The organism is Specibacter cremeus (assembly GCF_003946885.1).
GTDB lineage: Bacteria > Actinomycetota > Actinomycetes > Actinomycetales > Micrococcaceae > Specibacter > Specibacter cremeus.
This window is the reverse complement of record NZ_RWKQ01000010.1, coordinates 26,588-44,260: the sequence shown is the minus strand read 5'-3', so window position 1 is coordinate 44,260 and position 17,673 is coordinate 26,588. Positions and strand designations below refer to the sequence as shown.

Sequence of the window (17,673 nt, the reverse complement as noted above, 5' to 3'; positions counted from 1 at the left end):
GGTTGAAAGCCAAGTGTATAACCGCTGTGATTTGCATCACGGTAAACTACGTTTCACTATTGAACAACTTTTGCGGGAGATGTTCAAGGCCCCGTTTCCACCCCCAGTCTGGGATGCCGGATTCTGTCGCGGGGTGTCCGGGGTGCCGTGCGGCGTCAGCCGCGCAGCCCCAGCGCCTGCAGCATGGGACGGAACTTGGCCCACGTCTCGGCCAGCTCGGCGGCCGGATCGGACGCGGCCACGATGCCGGCCCCGGCATACAACCGCACGGTGGTGGGGTCCTCGATGACGGCGCCGCGCAGCGCGATGCCCCACTCGCCGTTGCCCGCGCCGTCCAGCCAGCCGACCGGCCCGGCGTAGGGGCCACGATCCATGTGCTCAAGCTCCAGGATGAGTTTCCCCGCGGATTCCCGCGGTGTACCGCACACGGCGGCCGTGGGATGCAGCGCCTCGACGAGGGCCAGCGAGGTCGGCAGGTGCCCGTCGTTGTCCGCCAGGCGGGCATGGACGTCGGAGGCCAGGTGCCACACATTGGGCAGTTCCAGGATGAACGGTTCGGGTGGGAAGGACAGGTCCGTGGCGAACGGCGCCAGCTGCCGGGTGAGCGACCTGACGGCGAAGTCGTGCTCACGCCGCTGCTTGTCGGAACCGGCCAGCACGGTGGCGGCGAAGTCGGGCACGCCGTCGGGCGCGTCCTCGCGATCCAGGGTGCCGGCGAGCACGCGCGCCTTCGCCATGTCGCCGTCCACCTTGATCAGCATCTCGGGTGTGGCGCCGACGAGCCCGTCGACCCCGTACGTCCAGCACTCGCTGTATTGGGCGCTCAATCGTTGCAGAATCGATACCCGGCAGACCGGTGCGGCCAGCCGGGCAACCACGTCGCGGGCCAGCACGATCTTCTCCAGCCCGGCGTGGTCCAGCCCGCCCGTCGCGATCGCGGCCACGCCGGCGGCCACGGACTCCTTCCAGGCCGCCTCATCCAGCGCACCCGCTTCCACCACACCGGTGACGGTCCGCGCGGAGCCGGGCCCCGCCGTCGTGAATTCACCGGAAGCGGGGGCGAGGAAGGCACGCAGCTGGCGGTGCGCGTCGCCGGCCGTCGGCGCGGCGCCGTTCATGGTGAGCTGGGTCAGCCACGCGGTGCCGTCGCGGAAGCCGACCAGCAGGGACGGGACGATGAGCGTGGACGCGTGCGCGCTCGTCTTGGAGAACGCGAACGACCCGAACGCGGCGGCGCCCGTGCCCGGCAGCCGCAACGGGTCGGTGACACGGGCGGCGGCCAGCACGTCCCGCCACCACTGCTCGGCGTCGGCGAATCGGTCCGGGCCGGTGCCGGTGAAGCGGGCGGCCTCGCCCAGGCCCACCAGGCCCTGGCCGCGGCGGATCCAGCACAGCGGCTCGGCTGTGCCATCCATGCTGTCTCCTGCTCGGGCAAGGACATCGGCCGGTCCGGTGAGGGAAAGTCCGCCCAATGCCGCGGCATCCAGGACCGTGGTGAGGGCGCGCAGGGTTGCAGTCATGATGGATCAAGATTACTCGCCCGCACCCACTGCCCGCGGGGTGTCCTGGCCCACAGGGGCGCGGGTGTTTGGGACGCCGACGGCAAAGTTTGAGACACTGGGGACGTGAACCGTGCATCCTTGGAGAAGCGTCCGGACGAAGTCGCCGCCATGTTCGACGACGTCGCCGCGAAATACGACATCGTCAACGACATCCTGTCCATGGGACAGACGCGCCGGTGGCGCCGGGTCGTCGTCGATGCCGTGGGCGCCGTGCCCGGCCAGCGCGTGCTGGACCTGGCCGCCGGAACGGGCACCTCGAGCGAACCGTACGCGGACGCCGGCATCTCCGTCGTCGCCTGCGACTTCTCCGTCGGCATGCTCAAGGTCGGCAAGCGCCGCCGCCCGGACATCGACTTCATCGCCGGTGACGCCACCAACCTGCCGTTCGCGGACAACTCCTTCGACGCCTCCACCATCTCCTTCGGCCTGCGCAACGTCATCGACCCGAAGAAGGCGCTGGCCGAGATGCTGCGCGTGACGAAGCCCGGCGGCAAGCTGGTGGTGGCCGAGTTCTCGCATCCCACGTTCGCGCCGTGGCGGACCGTCTACACCGAATACCTGATGCGGGCGCTGCCGGCCATCGCCACGAAGGTGGCCTCCAACCCGGACGCGTACGTGTACCTGGCCGAGTCCATCCGGGCGTGGCCGAACCAGGACGCGCTGTCCGCATGGCTCACCGGGGCCGGCTGGACGGACGTGGCGTACCGCAATCTCAGCGGCGGCATCGTGGCTGTGCACCGCGCTGTCAAGCCCGGTGCGGCTAAGCCCAGTGCCGTGAAACCGGCGCTCTAGCTGACGTGAAAGTCCTCGTAGTCGGGGCCGGCCCGGCCGGATCCACCGCCGCCTATTACCTGGCCAGTGCCGGGATCGACGTCACGGTCCTGGAGAAGACCGCATTCCCGCGCGAGAAGGTGTGCGGTGACGGCCTGACCCCGCGCGCCGTGCGCGAGATGCGGCTCATGGGCCTGCCGCACGAGGCCGCCGACGGCTGGCGGCGCAACAAGGGCCTGCGGCTGATCGCCGGCGGGCGAACCGTCGAGGTGCCGTGGCCGTCGCTGGGCGCGTTCCCCGACTACGGGCTGATCCGCACCCGGCTCGGCTTCGACGAGGCGCTGGCCCGGCACGCGCAGGCCGCCGGTGCCAGGATCCTGGAACGGCACTCCGTGACGAGTGCGTTGACGGACGACGCCGGTCGCGTCGTGGGTGCCCGGGCGGCACTGGTGGACGGGGCCGGGCGCAAGACCGGTGAAACGGTCGACTTCCACGCCGACCTGGTGCTGGCCGCGGATGGCAACTCGACGCGCACGGCCGTCTCGCTCGGGCACGAGAAGCGCGACGACCGTCCGCTCGGCGTGGCCTACCGGACGTACTTCGCCTCGCCCCGGCACGACGACGACTGGATGGAGGGCTGGCTGGAACTGCCCGATAAATCAGGCAACCCGCTGCCCGGCTACGGTTGGGTGTTCGGCGTGGGCGACGGCACCGCCAACGTGGGCCTGGGCATCCTGAACTCGTCGAAGGAGTTCGGCAAGCTCGACTACCGCCAGGTGCTGCGCGACTGGACGGCGGCCATGCCGGCCGAGTGGGGCTTCGCGCCGGAGAACCAGGTGGGGCCCATCCGTGGCGCGGCACTGCCCATGGGCTTCAACCGCACCCCGCACGCCTCGCCCGGACTGCTGCTGCTCGGCGACGCCGGCGGCATGGTCAGCCCCTTCAACGGGGAAGGCATCTCCTACGCCATGGAGTCGGGACGGTACGCGGCCGAGTTCATCGAACGCGCCGCGGCGGCCGGTTCCGCCCGCGCCGCCGACCACGCACTGGCCGGCTACGCGGACCATGTGCGCGCCGCGTGGGGCGGCCACTTCACGCTGGGCAGCGTGTTCGCCGGGCTGATCGGCAAGCCGCAGGTCATGAAGGTGGCGCTGCGCACCGGCATGCCCATCCCGGTGCTGATGCGCTTCGTGGTGCGCCTGATGGCCAACCTCGCCGAACCCGGCGGAGCGGGATTTGAGGATAGAGTAATTCATCTATTGGAGCGGCTCGTCCCTGCCGCAACCAACCAGGGCAGCACCGCAGGTCAACCGTCCACGCCGACAGTAAAGTGTTAATTCGTGACTTCTTCCGCAGACCACAGCTGGACCCATGCCGGCCACGGCCTTCCGCCCTCCACCGACCCGAACCCCAGCACCATGGCCATCGCCACCGGCCTGCAGCTGCCCAAGGGATTCTCCGCCATTGCCGAGGACTCGGAGCTGGGTCCGTCGATCGCCATGAGCCTGGCCAGGGTGGAGAAGGAACTGCGCCTGGCCATCGCCAATTCCGACCCGTTGGCCGATGCGACGAGCCGGCACCTGGTCGAGGCCGGTGGGAAGCGCATCCGCCCGTTGCTGACCCTGCTGGCCGCCCACCTCGGTGACGCGAGCAACCCGGAGGTGGTGCGTGCCGCCGTCGTTGTTGAGCTGACGCACCTGGCCACGCTGTACCACGACGACGTCATGGATTCGGCACCCTTCCGTCGCGGCGCCCCGACCGCGCACGAGGTGTGGGGGAATTCGGTGGCGATCCTGACCGGCGACCTGATCTTCGCCCGGGCGTCCATCCTGGTCTCCGAGCTCGGTGCGCGGGCGCTGGGCATCCAGGCGCGAACGTTCGAGCGGCTGTGCCTGGGCCAGTTGCACGAGACCGTGGGGCCGCGCCCGGACGAGGACCCGGTGGAGCACTACCTGTCCGTGATCGCGGACAAGACCGGGTCCCTGGTGGCGGCGTCCGGCCAGTTGGGCGCCATCTTCGCCGGGGTGGAGGACGGGCTCGTGGACGTGCTGATCGAGTACGGCGAGAAGGTCGGCGTCGCGTTCCAGCTGGCCGACGACGTCATCGACGTGACCGGGTTGAAGCAGGTGTCCGGCAAGTCCCCGGGAACCGACCTGCGCGAGGGCGTGCCGACGCTGCCCGTGCTGCTGCTGCGCAAGGCCGCGGCGGACGGCGACGCATCCGCGGCCCGCGTGCTGGCCCTGGTGGATGGCGACTTGACCAGCGACGAGGCCCTGGCTGAGGCCGTGGCCGCGCTGCGCGAGCATCCCGTCACGGCGGAGTCGTGGGCCGTGGCCCGGCAGTGGGCGGCCGACGCGGCCGCCGCCCTGGCGCCACTGCCCGAGGGCATGGTCAAGACGGCGCTCGCCAGCTTCGCCGAGGCGGTCGTCGCCCGCGACGTGTAACGGCCCCGGTGATCGAGCTTGTCGGTGATCGAGCTTGTCGGTGATCGAGCTTGTCGAGATCCCGGGGTTTCGGCAGGCTCAACCAGCGGCTGGTCCGGTGATCGAGCTTGTTGAGATCCCGGGGTTTCGGCTGGTGTCCCATGTGGTTCAGCCGGGGAGTCTGTCCCGGCGAATCCCGGACCTCGCCGAGTCAGTCATCAGGTCGAACATGGTCGCCGCTCTCCGCTTCCGCCAAGTCCGCCAGGATGCCGTCCTCAATGCTGACCATGACGCTGCTGTCGCGAGCGTCGAAAAAGTGGATGGTGACCCGCCGGCCGTTCACGGTCCAGATACACGGCGGGGTCTTTTCGCCGTGCCACGGCTCGGTGGGCTCGCCGTACAGCGTCGTCAGGAGAAATCTGACCTCGTCATAGCCGCGGCGAGTGTCCGGATTGCGCGGTGTCGGCGCGTTGTATACGTGCACGCAAACGCCCATGAACCGCTCGCGGTAGCTGTCCCACGAGCCGAAGACGCCGCCGTGCAGGGCCGTCTCCATCCGGAAGAGCGTCGTCGGGCCGCCAGCCGGCTGCTCGACCGCGCCCTTGGACACAAGTTTGAGGCGCTGGAACAACTCGACGCGGTCGGCTTCCGTCCGGGGCCACGGCCCCTCGACCAGGTTCTTCACCAGTACCACGACCGCTGCGGGGTCTGGCAGCAGATCGGCCCGGGGGTTCTCGGTGGACATGGGGCTACGCTATCGTCTCAGGCCGCACGGGACCCCCGGGGTCTCGACAGGCTCGACCCCCGGGGTCTCGACAGGCTCGACCCCCGGGGTCTCGACAGGCTCGACCACCGGGGTCTCGACAGGCTCGACCACCGGGGTCTCGGCAGGCTCGACCCCCGGCTAGTCCTTGTCTTCGTCTTCCTCCGTGAACACCCAGTCGAGCATGTCCAGCACGAACTCGCTGAACGTGCCCTCCTCGCAGATCCAGTTGCCCTTGGCGTTGTTGCGCCGCCACACGATCGGATCCGGGACGTCCAGCTGGTCGGCGCGCAGGCCCCACGTGTAGGCCTCGTCCGCGTCCTCGAGGAACAGCAGGTAGCCGTCCTCGATCTCCAGCTCCTCCGGATCCCAGAAGTAGTAGTAGGCTTCCATGAGCTCCTCGCAGTTGGCGAGGGCCAGGAAGAAATCGCGCATGGCCAGCGGGATGCTGACCTGCTGCTCGACGAGGATCGCGTCCAGTTCGTCGGCGGCGATGCCGTCCGCCTCCTGCCACGGCTCATCCAGGTACAGCTGTACCAGGGCCTTGAACTTGTCCACGAACACGTCGCTCATCTGACTCTCCCCGGTAGGTTGCGGCTCGCCTTCAATCCTAGTCGCGGCGGAAGGCCCGGCGGCGCCGGGACAAGATCCAGGACCGGGCGGCCAGCGGCGAATGCCAGCCGAAGCGCAGGGCCAGCATCCGCAACATGAACACGGCGACCACCACCACCGGCCCCGTCACCAGGTTCAGCCAGCCCAGCGACCACAACCCGGCCGTCAGCACGGCACCCACCATGGCCGGGATCGCGTACAGATCGTGCGGGTCGAACAGGCGGGGCACCTCGTTGGCGGTGATGTCGCGCAGGACGCCGCCGCCCACCGCCGTGGTGACGCCCAGCAGCACGGCCGCCACCGGGTTCATGCCGGCTTCGAGCGCCTTGCGCGTGCCGGTGAGGCAGAACAAGGCCAGCCCGCTGGCGTCGAACGTCAACAGCAGCCGGCTGCCGCGCTCCACGCTGCGCGGCAGGAAATACACCAGCGCCGCAGCCAGCAGCGGCGGCAGCAGGTACAACGGGTTGGAGAACGCGGCGGGTGGCCCGGCCGCGAGGATCACATCGCGGACCACCCCGCCGCCCAGCCCCACCATGGAACCGAGCAGCAGCGACCCGATCATGTCGAAGCCCTTACGGGCGGCCAGCAGCGAGCCGGACACGGCAAAGAAGAACACGCCGACAAGGTCGAGCAGCACGGCAAGGTCAAGGTTCACGGTGCGATCCCCTGTAAGGTCGACGACGGCGCGGGCTAGAAGCCTAGCAGCCTCCCCAAACTCGCTTCGCTCGTTTGGGGCCCCTCGGCCGTTAGGCTTGGTGCCATGACTTCCGTCACGGGGTCCGCCGGGCCGCTGATACACATCAAGGATTTCAGGATGCGGTTCGGCGACCAAACGGTCATCGACGACCTGTCCTTCGACGTCATGCGAGGGGAGACGTTCGGGTTCCTCGGCAGCAATGGCAGTGGCAAGACCACCACCATCCGGGCGCTGCTGGGCATCTACCGCCCCACGGCCGGGACGCTGCACGTGGGCGGCCGCGTGTTCAGCGACGACTACGGCGCCCGGCTCGGCTACCTGCCGGAGGAGCGCGGGCTGTACAAGAAGGAATCCGTGCTCGACGTCATGACCTACTTCGGCCGGCTCAAGGGGCTGGCCAAGCCCGCGGCCCGCGCGTTCTCCCTCGACTACCTCGACCGGGTCGAGCTGGCTGGCAAGGCCGACACCCGGCTGGACAAGCTTTCCGCCGGCGAACAGCAGAAGATCCAGCTCGGCGTGACCATCATGAACGACCCCGAGCTGCTGATCCTGGACGAGCCCACGAAGGGATTCGACCCCGTCAACCGGCGCCTGCTCATGGACCTCATCGAGGAACGCAAGACCGCCGGCGCCACCGTCATGATGGTGACGCACCAGATGGAGGAGGTCGAACGGCTCTGCGACCGGATCGTGCTGCTCAAGGACGGCCGGGCGGAGGCGTACGGCACCATCGACGAGGTGCAGAACCAGTACGGCGGGCGCACCGTGCGCCTGCGCCACACCGGCCGCGTCCCGGACTCGCCGCTCTACCGTGTCATCACCCGGGAGACGAACTACGCCGAACTGGTGCTGGCCGACGACGTCGACGAGGCGGACGTACTGCGCTCGCTGGTGTCCGCCGGCGTGGCCGTGCGCGGATTCACGGCATCCAAGCGCAGCATGGAGGACATCTTCATCCAGGTGTACGGGGCCGCCGCGCTGGACGGGAAGGCGGCATAGCCATGGCCCGGCACAATCTTGGCACGGTGGTCGAATTCGAGTTCGTCCGCACCGTGAAGAAGCGGAGGTTCTGGATCGCCACGCTGGCCATTCCCGTGCTGTTGGCCGTCGTGTTCGGGCTGGTGTTCCTGAGCAGTTCCGCCACGAAGAACACGGCCTCGGAACAGAAGAACGATCGCATCCCGTTCAGCTACACGGACGCCTCCGGGCTGGTGAACCCCGCCGTCGCCGCCGCGCTGGGCGGCACCGTGGAGACCGACCCGGCGACCGCCGTCGCACGCGTGCGCGACGGCAGGCTGCAGGCTTTCTTCGCCTACCCGGCGCACCCGGCCACCGAACCGGTACGCGTGTACGGGGCCGACCAGGGCATCTTCAAGAACGGCGCGTACACGGCCGTGGCCACCCAGGTGCTGGCCCTGTCCGCGGAGAAGGCGATCGGTTCGCCGGCGCTGTCCGCCGCCGTGCAGGGCAACATCCAAACCGACGCCGCCACATTCAGGGATGGGCAGGAATCGGGCGGCATCGGCACCCTGGTGCCGCCACTGTTCTTCCTCGTGATCTTCTACGTGGTCATCATCCTGCTGGCCAACCAGATGCTCAACTCGACACTGGAGGAGAAGGAGAACCGGGTCACCGAGATGATCCTGACCACGCTCAACCCGACCACGCTGGTGGTGGGGAAGGTCATCTCACTGTTCCTCGTGGGCCTGGTGCAGATGCTCGTGTTCGCCACCCCGATCGCGTTCGGTTACACGTTCTTCCGGGACAAGTTGAACCTGCCGGCGTTCGACCTGTCCCACCTGACCTTCCAATTCTGGCCCATGCTCGTCGGCGCACTGCTGCTGGTGGGCGGGTTCGTGCTGTTCACCGGCGTGCTGGTGGGGATCGGCGCCGTCATGCCCACGGCCAAGGAGGCCGGCACCGTGTTCGGGCCCATGATGGCGCTGATCTTCGTGCCGTTCTACGCGGTGGCACTGGTGGTCAGTGACCCGCAGGCGCTGATCGTGCAGATCTTCACGTATTTCCCGCTGTCCGCGCCGGTCACGGCCATGCTGCGCAACGCGTTCGGTTCGCTCAGCCCGGCCGCCGCCGTGATCGTCATCGTGGAACTGTTCGGATTCGGGTTCCTTGCGCTGCGCGTGGCCGTGTACCTGTTCCGCTACGGCTCCATCGAGTATTCGCGCAAACTGTCGCTGCGGAACGCATTCTCGCGGAAAGGCTGACGCCATGGAGCTTACGGGCAGCGGGCTGCAACGGCGTGTGCTGTGGGTGGCCATCCTCGCCTCCTTCGTGGCCTTCCTGGACGGCGCCATCGTCAACGTCGCCCTGCCCGCCATGACGGCCGAACTGGGCGGGGGACTGGCCACGGCGCAATGGGTCGTCGACGCGTACCTGCTCACCCTGGGCTCGTTGATCCTGCTTGCCGGGTCCATCTCCGATTCGTTCGGCCGCATCCGGATCCTGCGCGCCGGCCTGCTACTCTTCGGGGCTGCGTCGCTGGCCTGCGCCCTGGCCCCCACCGGCCTGCTGCTCATCGCCGCCCGGGCCGTGCAAGGGGCGGGCGCCGCGCTGCTGGTGCCCAGCTCGCTGGCCCTGATCACGGCGACGTTCAGCGGCCCGGCCCAGGCCAAGGCGATCGGGACGTGGACGGGCTGGACCGGGACTGCCTTCATCGCCGGCCCGCTGATCGGCGGCCTGCTGGTCGAGTTCGGCAGCTGGCGGTACGTGTTCGCCATCAACGTCATCCCGATCGCCGGGACGCTGGTGCTGCTGTCCCCGCTCAGGCTGGAGAGTCCCGACGCCACCCCGCGACCGCGCATCGATGTCCCCGGCGCGGCGCTGGCCGCGGCCGGCCTGGGCGGCACGGTGTTCGCGCTGATCGAGCAGCAGCGGCTGGGCTGGGCGAGTCCCGCCGTGTTCGCACCCTTCGTCCTGGGCGTCGCCGCCTTGGCCGTCTTCCTGTGGTGGGAGGCACGGACACCGCAGCCCATGATGCCGCTGCACCTGTTCCGGGCCCGCAACTTCGGCGTGGGCAACCTGGCCACCGTGGCCGTCTACGCCGGCGTCTCGCTGGGGCCGCTCATGGTGGTGTTGTTCCTGCAGGAGGTGGCCGGGTTCACCGCCGCCGAGGCGGGATTGGCCACGCTGCCGGTCGCCTTGCTGTCGCTGCTGCTGGCGGGGGTGTTCGGCGGGCTCGCGGGGCGGCACGGTCCGCGGTGGTTCATGGCGGCGGGACCCGTGGTGGCCGGGTGCGGCTACCTGTACATGGGCCTGTTCACCGGCGCCCCGTTCAACTTCTGGACCCAGCTGCTCCCCGGGCTGCTCCTGTTCGGACTGGGCTTGGCCATCACGGTGGCCCCGCTGACCGCGGCCATCCTCGGGGCCGTGCCGGCGGCGCAGAGCGGGATCGGATCGGCCATCAACAACGCCGTCGCCCGCGTTGCCGGGCTGGTCGCCGTGGCCCTGGCCGGCATCATCGTCGGCAGCGGCGGTGTCCTTGACACCGACTCGTTCCGCCGCATCGTCCAGGTCGTGGCGTTGCTGCTCATCGCCGGCGGCGTCATCTCCGCGGTGGGGATCAGCAACGCGGACGCGTCCAGCACGCAGGCCACGGCCGACGCCGTGGCGAATTGCCAGGACCGGCCCGCCGGGGCCGGTGTCCGGCCACACGAGTGAGCACCGTTCCCGGCAACGGCTATCCGGCGGAGAGCAGGGCATCCCAGGCGAAGCTGGCCAACCAGTGGCTGGACATGAACTCCTCGGTCATGACGGACTCCATGCCGGCGGCCAGCAGCGGCCCCAACGCGTCCCCCAGAACGTCGACGACGGCGCCCGTGGCAGCCGTGTCCGCGGCGGCGCAGAGGGCCTTGCGGATGCGGATGATCTGCCCGGCCCGGGTCAGGTTCAGACCGTTCAGGTGGGCCAGGTAACCGTCGGATTCGTCCGTGACGGTGGCCTTGGCCAGGATGCGGGCATCCACGGCCAGGCCCGGCAGGAACCCGGCAAACCAGGCGGCAAACGCCTCTGCGCCAAGTATGCGGGCCATGAGGTCTGCTTCGCTGAGGCCGGGGGAGAGGAAGTCCTGGCCGCTCATTTCCCACTGGCCCGGCCATCCGGCGTCGTTGTTGAACCAGCCCAGGGCCGCCTTCTCGCAGACCGCCGCGGCCTCGACCCGGCCCAGCACGCGGAATGCGTCCAGCATCATGCCCAGGCCGAAGGCGGCGTTGGTGTGCAGTCCGTGGCGGACAGGGAACTCGGCCTTGGCGGTCCAGCCGGCCACCAGCGACGCGACGACGTCCACGAGAGGGACCAGGGACGCGCCCCAGCCGCGGATCTGCCCATCCCTTGACGTGCCGGCGGCGGCGGCCAGGCGCGCCAGCCAACCCCAGCCGTACGGGCGCTCCCAGCTGGGGTTGGCCAGCAGGTAGGCGCCTTCCACGGCCAGGTTGTCCGCCGTCAGGTTGGCGTCCAGGGCGGCACGCAGGGCCGCGTCCCGGCCGGCGTCGAGCCCGTGCTCCAGCAGGCTCACGCCCAGCCAGGTCATGTGTACGCAAGAGTGCCAGTCGAAGGACGTGTGGAAGGCCGGGTGCAGCTCCTGCGGGCTCGGCCGGTCCTGGAGCGACGTCTCCACGTGGTGGGAGGCGTAGGGGTAGGGCCGGGACAGGTTGTCCAGGACGATGTCCGCGTACCGGTTGGCCAGTGCGTCCATCTGGGCGGCGTCGAATGCCGTGGCGTTCATGGGGTCTCCTTGCAGTTCTCGAATGCCGGCTAGTGGAAGGCCAGGAAGTACATCAGGACAATGTTGGCGCCCAGCAGCGGAACCCCCGTGGCCATCTGGGCCTTGATCACGCCGTACTTGTTCTTCATCTCCAGCAGCGCGGCCGGGACCAGATTGAAGTTGGCGGCCATGGGCGTGCAGAGCGTTCCGCAGAAGCCGGCCAGCATGCCGATCGCGAAGACGATGGCGGGGTTGCCGTGGAATGTCTGCACCAGCACCGGCCAGCCGATGGCGGCGGTCATGATCGGGAAGGCGGCAAAACCGTTGCCCATCAGCACGGTGAACAGGAACATGCCCACGCAGTAGACCACCACCGCGGCCAGCAGCGATCCGGCGGGCAGCACGCCCTTGGCCAGGATGCCGACGGCGGTCCCCACGCCGGCCTTGGTGAACAGGATGCCCAGCGTGGAGAGCATTTGCGGCAGCAGCGCGGCCCAGCCGATGGATTCCAGGATGCGGCGGCCCTCGAACACGGGGGCCAGCTTCTGCTTGGGGCGCAGGATCAGCACGGCGACGACGGCGGCCGCCACGGCGCCGATGGCCAGCGCCACCAGCGTGGTGTTGGCGGGGTCGATGAGGGGTTTCCCGCCGATGGCCAGCACCGGTGCCAGCAGTACGACGACGACGGTCACCACGGGGATGGTCAGCGCCGGAATGAACAGCTTGTTGCCGAACTTGGCGGCGAATTCGGTGCGCTTTTCCACGCTGGTGGTCTTGGACTTGCCGTCCCCGAGCATGCCGGTGCTGGCCAGCGCCACCAGAACCAGAACGGCGATGCCCAGAATCCACGCCGGAGCGGTCTTGGCCTGGACCCAGGTGCCGTAGAAGAAGCACAGGCCCAGCAGGCCCCAGAAGGCGGAACTGCCCCAGCGCTTGGGGTGGGTGGTCTCGCGGGCGATCAGGAACGCCCAGGCCACGAAGAGGATGCCAATCAGCCAGAAGACGGCTTCAACCTTGATCATGCGTTGCCTCCGGTGGTGGCGGTCTGTGCGTGCTTCTCTTCTTCCAGGGCGGCCTTGACGTCATTGTCCAGCTGGCGGTCAAGGCGCAGCAGGCGGAACCCGTGGATCAGGAAGGCGATGACGGCCGTGGGGATGGCCCAGATGGCCAGTTCCAGCGGCTCCAGGTGCAGGCCGTAGGTGGTGTCCACAAAGGTGGTGATCAGCAGGATGGAGCCGACGGCCACAAAGATGTCCTCGCCGAAGAAGACGCCCACGTTGTCCGCCGCGGCCGAGTGGCCCTTGATCTTTTCCTTGACCCTTTCCGGGACACTGCCGTAGCGGCGCAGCGCGGCGCCCTCGGCCATCGGGAATACCAGCGGGCGCACGGTCTGCGCATGCCCGCCGATGCTGGTCAGGCCCAGGGCGGCGGTGGCCTGGCGGACCAGCAGGTAGCCCAGCAGCACGCGGCCGGCGGTCAGCTTGGCCAGCTTGGAGATCAGCGTCTTGGCCTGCTCCTGCAGGCCGAAGCGCTCAATGATGCCGATCACCGGCAGCACCACCACAAAGATGGTCACTGAGCGGCTGCTGGCAAAGCCGGAGCCGAAGGCGTTGAGGATTTCCACCGGTGAAAGACCGCCCAGCAGGGCCGTGACGATGCCGGAGACTGTGACAACAATCAGTGGGTTCAGGCGGATGGCGAAGCCAACAATCACCAGCAAGACCCCGATGAGTACGAGCATGATTATCCATTCCCGCGTGGACCAGGACTGGTCTGCGGACGTGTGTGGTTGTTCAGGCACGGCCAACGGCCTGGGATGGAGTGGGTATCCCCGGACAGTGGTGCCCATCACTGTGAGTCACAGCATATACTTTTGTTCAACAATCTGGCAAGACTTGGGGGGCGCCAATGGCGGCGGCCTTCGCCGTCGTCCACGGTCGGACCGGAGTCGGACCAGTCTAGTGGGCCGTTGGGGCCGGCCTTTGGGCGGCCATTGCCTCCAGCAGCTGGGCCTCGGCGCGGTCAAGGTAGCCCCGCATGAACTCCGCCGCAGTGGCATTGTCCCCGGCCGCCACCAGCTCGATCAGCTGCAGGTTGTCGGCCACATAGGGCTCATGGAAGGCCGGGTCGGACCCCATGGCGTGGAACACCAGCCGCATCTCGGCCAGCACCTGGGCCATGAGCGCGTCCAGCCGCTCGCTGGCCGCCCGGGCCACCACGGCGCGGTGGAATTCCTGGTTGGCGGCGGCCATGCGGTCGATGTCCCCGCGGGACCGGGCCAGCTGGCCCTCGGCAACGATTGCTCGCAGATCGTCCACGGACGACGGCGCCTGCCACATGATGGCCGCCGGCTCCAGGTAGCGGCGTACCCGGTAGATTTCACGGACGTCCTCAGCGGTAGGCTGGGCGACGAACACGCCCCGGTTGGGGATGCGTGTGATGATGTGTTCGGCATGCAGGGCTGTGAAGGCCTCGCGGAGCGTATTGCGGCTGACGCCCAGCGCCTCCCCCAAGGCCTGCTCGGACAGCTTGGTGCCCGGAGTCAATTGGCCGGCCGAGATCCGCTGGCGCAGCTGGGTCGCCACCCACAGGCCCGTGTGTGCATGGGTTGCACCCTTGGCCAGCCGGCGCAATTCCTCCAGTACCGCCTCAAACGTCATGGCTCAAGCGTAGGCTGTGGCGGGCCGCGACCACGCAGCCGCCGGGTGGCACATGCCACCTGGACGTGATTTCTAGTCGATGGTGCCGAGCACGGTGCCCAGTACAACGGCGGCGCCGGCGACCGCCTGCGGCTCGCCGAGCACGCCGTCGCGGTGGGCGCAAACGGTGGTCTCCATCTTCATGGCCTCCAGCACCAGCACCGGCTCGCCAGCGGAAACGGATGCGCCGGGCTCGGCCAGCCACTTCACCACGGAACCGGCCATGGTGGCGCGCAGCTCGGCCAGGTCGGCGGCACCGGCGGCACCGGCGGCACCGGCGGCACCGTCGTCGTCGTCGTCGGAGAACGACGCCGGCATGGCCCCTGCGCGCAGGCCGTCCAGCAGTCCGGCGGGCAGGCCCAGGGTCATGCGCTTGCCGTCGAGTTCGATGCTGATGGTGCGGCGTTCGCCCGCCGGCGCCTTGACGCTGAATTCCGGATCCGCAGCCAGGCGCTCGGTGAACTCGCTCTCGATCCACGTGGTGTAGACGCCCATGGCGTCCGGGTTGGTGAAATCGGCGTCCCGGACCACGGCCCGGTGGAAGGGCAGCACCGTGGCCAGGCCGTCGATGCGGAACTCGGCCAGGGCGCGGCGGGCGCGGCGCAGCGCCTGCTCGCGGTTGGCGCCCGTCACCACCAGCTTGGCCAGCAGGGAATCGAAGGTGCCGGGCACCACGGAGCCGGTGCGCACGCCCGAATCCACGCGGATGCCGGGGCCGGTGGGCACAGTGAATCCGGCCACGGTGCCGGGCGAGGGCAGGAACCCGCGGGCCACGTCCTCGGCGTTGATGCGGAATTCGAACGAGTGCCCGCTCGGCTGCGGGTCTGCGGTCCACGGCAGTGGCTCGCCGGCGGCGATGGAGAGCTGGGCGGCCACGAGGTCGATGCGGGACGTTTCCTCGGTGATGGGGTGCTCCACCTGCAGGCGGGTGTTGACCTCCAGGAAGGACACGGTGCCGTCGGCGGCCACCAGGTACTCCACGGTGCCGGCGCCGGTGTAGCCGGCCTCGCGGCAGATGGCCTTGGCGGAGGTGTGGATGCTCTCCAGCTGGGCGTCGGTCAGGAAGGGCGCCGGGGCCTCCTCCACCAGCTTCTGGTGGCGGCGCTGCAGGGAGCAGTCGCGGGTGCCGACGACAATGACGTTGCCGTGCGTGTCGGCCAGCACCTGGGCCTCCACGTGGCGGGGGCGGTGCAGGAACTTCTCCACAAAGCACTCGTCGCGGCCGAAGGCGGCTTTGGATTCGCGCACGGCGGAGGCAAAGGCCTCCTCGATGGCGTCCATCTCCCACACCACCTTCAGGCCGCGCCCGCCGCCGCCAAAGGCGGCCTTGATGGCCACGGGCAGCCCGTGGACCGCGGCAAAGTCGCGCACCTCGGCGGCGGAGGCCACCGGCCCGTCGCTGCCCGGGGCCAACGGGGCTCCGGCGCGGACGGCGATCTCGCGGGCGCTGACCTTGTTGCCCAGCGTGCGGATGGCGTCCGGGGACGGCCCGATCCACGTCAGCCCGGCGTCCATGACAGCCTGGGCAAAACCCGCGTTCTCGGACAGGAAGCCATAGCCGGGGTGCACGGCGTCGGCGCCGGAACGGGCCGCTATGGCCAGCACCTTTTCGACATTCAAATACGTTTCCGCGGGGCTGTTGCCGCCCAGTGCGTAGGCCTCGGTGACGGCGTCAACATGCAGCGCATCGGCGTCGACGTCGGCATAGACGCCCACCGTTTCCAGGCCGACGTCGTCGCAGGAGCGGGCGATCCGGACGGCGATTTCGCCGCGGTTGGCAATGAGGACCGTGTACATGGGTGATGCCTTGGTCAAAAAAGTGCAAGAACCAGAGCTAGAGAACAGGCGCGGCGGAAGCGTCCGGGACAAAGCGGACCCGGGCGCCGGGCGGCAGCTGGGCCGCCTTGTCGAGATCGGCCGCGGCCACCACGCCGATCACCGGGTAGCCGCCGGTCACCGGATGGTCGGACAGGAACAGCACAGGCTGGCCCGACGGCGGCACCTGGAGGGCGCCGCGGACGGTGCCCTCGCTGGCGAGCTCGCCGTCGCGGCTGCGTTCCAGCGCCGTGCCGGATAGGCGCAGGCCGATCCGGTTGGACTGCGGGGTGACGGTCCACTCCCGCCCGGCGAAACCGGTGACGACGGCGTCGTCGAACCAGTCTTGGCGCGGTCCGGGCACCATGCGCAGCACGGTGACCTCCGGGGCATCGGCGGCGGGCAGCTCCGGGTTGCCCACCACGGACCACGGCGGCGCCGCGATGACGCCCAGCAAGCTGCCGGCGGCCAAGGGGGCGGGGCCGATGCCGGACATGGTGTCCGTGGAGCGGCTGCCGAGGACCAGCGGCGCATCCAGCCCGCCGCGCACGGCCACATAGCTGCGCAGGCCCCGATGCGGGGTGCCGAGTTCCAGGGTTTCGCCGGCCAGCAGGGCGAACGGCGCCAGCATGGGCACCTCGCGCTCACCGCCGTCGGGGTCGGTGATGGTGAGGTTCAGGGGCGCGCCGGCCACGGCCAGCACCTGGTCCGCCAGCGCGGCAAGGGCCAGGCCGCCGTGCAGCACCTCGATGCCCGCGGCGGCTGCGGGATTGCCCGCCAGCCGGTTGGCCTGGCGCAGCGCGCCGCTGTCCATCGCACCGGAGGCGGTGACGCCCAGGTCCGCGCTGCCCGGGCGGCCCAGATCCTGGATGGTGGTCTGGAGCCCGGAACGGACGACGACGAGGCCGGGGGCGGGGCCCACAGCAGCAGCGCCGGCCGCGGGGGCGCCTTTCGTAGCAGATGTTGAAGCGGGGGCCAGCGCCGTCGCTCGCACGGCGTTGAACTGCACGCGGTTGCCGGGCCGGATCAGCGCCGGGCTGCTGCGGTCCAGGTCCCAGAGGACGGCGTCGGTGCGGCCAATGAGCTGCCAGCCGCCGGGCGTCTGGCGCGGGTAGACGGCCGAGTAGGCCCCGCCCAGGGCGACGGCACCGGCCGGCACGGCTGTGCGCGGCGTCGCACGGCGCGGCACCTCCAGCCGGGCGTCGCCGCCGGCCAGGTAGGTGAAACCGGGGGCGAAGCCGCCAAAGGCTGCGGTCCACACGGAACCGGTGTGGGCTGCCACCACACCCTCCGCCCCCAGGCCGGTGAGCTCGCCCACGGCGGCGAGGTCCTCGCCGTCGTACACCACCTCGATGGTGACCAGGGCGGCGTCAATCTCGGGGCGCTGGCCAAGGTCCAGCGTGCGCACATGCGCGGCAATCCTGCGGGCGTCCTCGCTGGACGCGGCGGTGACCAGGACGGTGGAGGCCGCGGCTACCACGTCGATCTGCCCCGCCAGCGGGTGCGCCTGCAGGGCCGCCTGCAGGCTGAGCACCGCGGCCAGCGAGTCCAGTTCCACCAGGATGGCGCGGTCCCCAGCGGGGAGGATGGCGCGGACGCCGGCGTCGGTCATGG

The 17,673-nt window shown here is 69.6% G+C and carries 16 protein-coding genes; 6 read left to right on the top strand and 10 right to left on the bottom strand.

Features of this window, described 5'->3' with window-relative positions:
* Nucleotides 1–155 precede the first annotated feature (155 nt).
* Nucleotides 156–1,520, bottom strand: coding sequence for an isochorismate synthase (locus tag EJC77_RS05360; protein ID WP_125610546.1), 1,365 nt, complete (start codon nt 1,518–1,520; stop codon nt 156–158).
* 105 nt (nt 1,521–1,625) lie between these two features.
* Between EJC77_RS05360 and EJC77_RS05355 the strand changes: the two genes are divergently transcribed.
* From EJC77_RS05355 to EJC77_RS05345, 3 genes are read left to right on the top strand one after another with little or no spacing between them, the layout of a single operon-like run.
* Nucleotides 1,626–2,354, top strand: coding sequence for a demethylmenaquinone methyltransferase (locus EJC77_RS05355; protein ID WP_125610545.1), 729 nt, complete (start codon nt 1,626–1,628; stop codon nt 2,352–2,354).
* A gap of 5 nt (nt 2,355–2,359) precedes the next feature.
* A complete protein-coding gene (locus EJC77_RS05350) occupies nt 2,360–3,670 on the top strand; it encodes a geranylgeranyl reductase family protein (RefSeq protein ID WP_125610544.1) in 1,311 nt (436 codons plus the stop codon).
* 3 nt (nt 3,671–3,673) lie between these two features.
* Nucleotides 3,674–4,777, top strand: a complete 1,104-nt coding sequence (locus EJC77_RS05345; RefSeq protein ID WP_125610543.1) for a polyprenyl synthetase family protein — start codon at nt 3,674–3,676, stop codon at nt 4,775–4,777.
* A gap of 190 nt (nt 4,778–4,967) precedes the next feature.
* Here EJC77_RS05345 and EJC77_RS05340 read toward each other — a convergent pair whose 3' ends face one another.
* The 3 genes from EJC77_RS05340 to EJC77_RS05330 form a co-directional block, all read right to left on the bottom strand.
* Nucleotides 4,968–5,501: a hypothetical protein gene (locus EJC77_RS05340; protein WP_125610542.1), complete on the bottom strand. Its 534-nt coding sequence runs from the start codon at nt 5,499–5,501 to the stop codon at nt 4,968–4,970.
* A gap of 159 nt (nt 5,502–5,660) precedes the next feature.
* Nucleotides 5,661–6,092 carry a hypothetical protein gene (locus EJC77_RS05335; RefSeq protein WP_125610541.1) on the bottom strand — a complete coding sequence of 144 codons (432 nt, stop codon included), beginning with the start codon at nt 6,090–6,092 and terminating at the stop codon, nt 5,661–5,663.
* A gap of 37 nt (nt 6,093–6,129) precedes the next feature.
* Nucleotides 6,130–6,786, bottom strand: coding sequence for a trimeric intracellular cation channel family protein (locus EJC77_RS05330; protein WP_125610540.1), 657 nt, complete (start codon nt 6,784–6,786; stop codon nt 6,130–6,132).
* Nucleotides 6,787–6,891: 105 nt separating this feature from the next.
* On the opposite strand from EJC77_RS05330, the gene EJC77_RS05325 reads away from it, so the two are divergent.
* From EJC77_RS05325 to EJC77_RS05315, 3 genes are read left to right on the top strand one after another with little or no spacing between them, the layout of a single operon-like run.
* Nucleotides 6,892–7,827, top strand: a complete 936-nt coding sequence (locus EJC77_RS05325; protein WP_240629811.1) for an ABC transporter ATP-binding protein — start codon at nt 6,892–6,894, stop codon at nt 7,825–7,827.
* A 2-nt stretch (nt 7,828–7,829) separates the two neighbouring features.
* Nucleotides 7,830–9,050, top strand: a complete 1,221-nt coding sequence (locus EJC77_RS05320) for an ABC transporter permease (RefSeq protein ID WP_125610539.1) — start codon at nt 7,830–7,832, stop codon at nt 9,048–9,050.
* A 4-nt stretch (nt 9,051–9,054) separates the two neighbouring features.
* Nucleotides 9,055–10,503: an MFS transporter gene (locus tag EJC77_RS05315; RefSeq protein ID WP_125610538.1), complete on the top strand. Its 1,449-nt coding sequence runs from the start codon at nt 9,055–9,057 to the stop codon at nt 10,501–10,503.
* A gap of 19 nt (nt 10,504–10,522) precedes the next feature.
* On the opposite strand, the gene EJC77_RS05310 is transcribed toward EJC77_RS05315, so the two are convergent.
* The 6 genes from EJC77_RS05310 to EJC77_RS05285 all read right to left on the bottom strand — a co-directional run bounded on the left by EJC77_RS05310 (nt 10,523) and on the right by EJC77_RS05285 (nt 17,671).
* Complete coding sequence (locus tag EJC77_RS05310; protein WP_240629809.1) at nt 10,523–11,566, bottom strand: DUF2891 family protein; 1,044 nt, start codon at nt 11,564–11,566, stop codon at nt 10,523–10,525.
* A gap of 29 nt (nt 11,567–11,595) precedes the next feature.
* Nucleotides 11,596–12,567, bottom strand: coding sequence for a DUF979 domain-containing protein (locus EJC77_RS05305; RefSeq protein WP_125610537.1), 972 nt, complete (start codon nt 12,565–12,567; stop codon nt 11,596–11,598).
* Nucleotides 12,564–13,286: a DUF969 domain-containing protein gene (locus EJC77_RS05300; RefSeq protein ID WP_125610536.1), complete on the bottom strand. Its 723-nt coding sequence runs from the start codon at nt 13,284–13,286 to the stop codon at nt 12,564–12,566. Before EJC77_RS05300 ends, EJC77_RS05305 begins: the two co-directional genes overlap by 4 nt.
* A 217-nt stretch (nt 13,287–13,503) precedes the next feature.
* Nucleotides 13,504–14,205 (bottom strand): GntR family transcriptional regulator, encoded by a 702-nt coding sequence (locus EJC77_RS05295; RefSeq protein WP_125610535.1) that lies wholly within the window; start codon nt 14,203–14,205, stop codon nt 13,504–13,506.
* 72 nt (nt 14,206–14,277) lie between these two features.
* Nucleotides 14,278–16,041: an acetyl/propionyl/methylcrotonyl-CoA carboxylase subunit alpha gene (locus EJC77_RS05290; RefSeq protein ID WP_125610534.1), complete on the bottom strand. Its 1,764-nt coding sequence runs from the start codon at nt 16,039–16,041 to the stop codon at nt 14,278–14,280.
* Between the two features lie 37 nt (nt 16,042–16,078).
* Complete coding sequence (locus EJC77_RS05285) at nt 16,079–17,671, bottom strand: 5-oxoprolinase subunit B/C family protein (protein ID WP_125610597.1); 1,593 nt, start codon at nt 17,669–17,671, stop codon at nt 16,079–16,081.
* Nucleotides 17,672–17,673: the final 2 nt, after the last annotated feature.

Excerpts from the sequence above, each read along its gene's own strand:
- EJC77_RS05360 (WP_125610546.1), bottom strand. The coding sequence starts at position 1,520 with ATGACTGCAACCCTGCGCGCCCTCACCACGGTCCTGGATGCCGCGGCA.
- EJC77_RS05340 (WP_125610542.1), bottom strand. The coding sequence starts at position 5,501 with ATGTCCACCGAGAACCCCCGGGCCGATCTGCTGCCAGACCCCGCAGCG.
- EJC77_RS05335 (WP_125610541.1), bottom strand. The coding sequence starts at position 6,092 with ATGAGCGACGTGTTCGTGGACAAGTTCAAGGCCCTGGTACAGCTGTAC.
- EJC77_RS05325 (WP_240629811.1), top strand. The coding sequence starts at position 6,892 with ATGACTTCCGTCACGGGGTCCGCCGGGCCGCTGATACACATCAAGGAT.
- EJC77_RS05320 (WP_125610539.1), top strand. The coding sequence starts at position 7,830 with ATGGCCCGGCACAATCTTGGCACGGTGGTCGAATTCGAGTTCGTCCGC.
- EJC77_RS05315 (WP_125610538.1), top strand. The coding sequence starts at position 9,055 with ATGGAGCTTACGGGCAGCGGGCTGCAACGGCGTGTGCTGTGGGTGGCC.
- EJC77_RS05310 (WP_240629809.1), bottom strand. The coding sequence starts at position 11,566 with ATGAACGCCACGGCATTCGACGCCGCCCAGATGGACGCACTGGCCAAC.
- EJC77_RS05305 (WP_125610537.1), bottom strand. The coding sequence starts at position 12,567 with ATGATCAAGGTTGAAGCCGTCTTCTGGCTGATTGGCATCCTCTTCGTG.
- EJC77_RS05300 (WP_125610536.1), bottom strand. The coding sequence starts at position 13,286 with ATGCTCGTACTCATCGGGGTCTTGCTGGTGATTGTTGGCTTCGCCATC.
- EJC77_RS05295 (WP_125610535.1), bottom strand. The coding sequence starts at position 14,205 with ATGACGTTTGAGGCGGTACTGGAGGAATTGCGCCGGCTGGCCAAGGGT.
- EJC77_RS05290 (WP_125610534.1), bottom strand. The coding sequence starts at position 16,041 with ATGTACACGGTCCTCATTGCCAACCGCGGCGAAATCGCCGTCCGGATC.
- EJC77_RS05285 (WP_125610597.1), bottom strand. The coding sequence starts at position 17,671 with ATGACCGACGCCGGCGTCCGCGCCATCCTCCCCGCTGGGGACCGCGCC.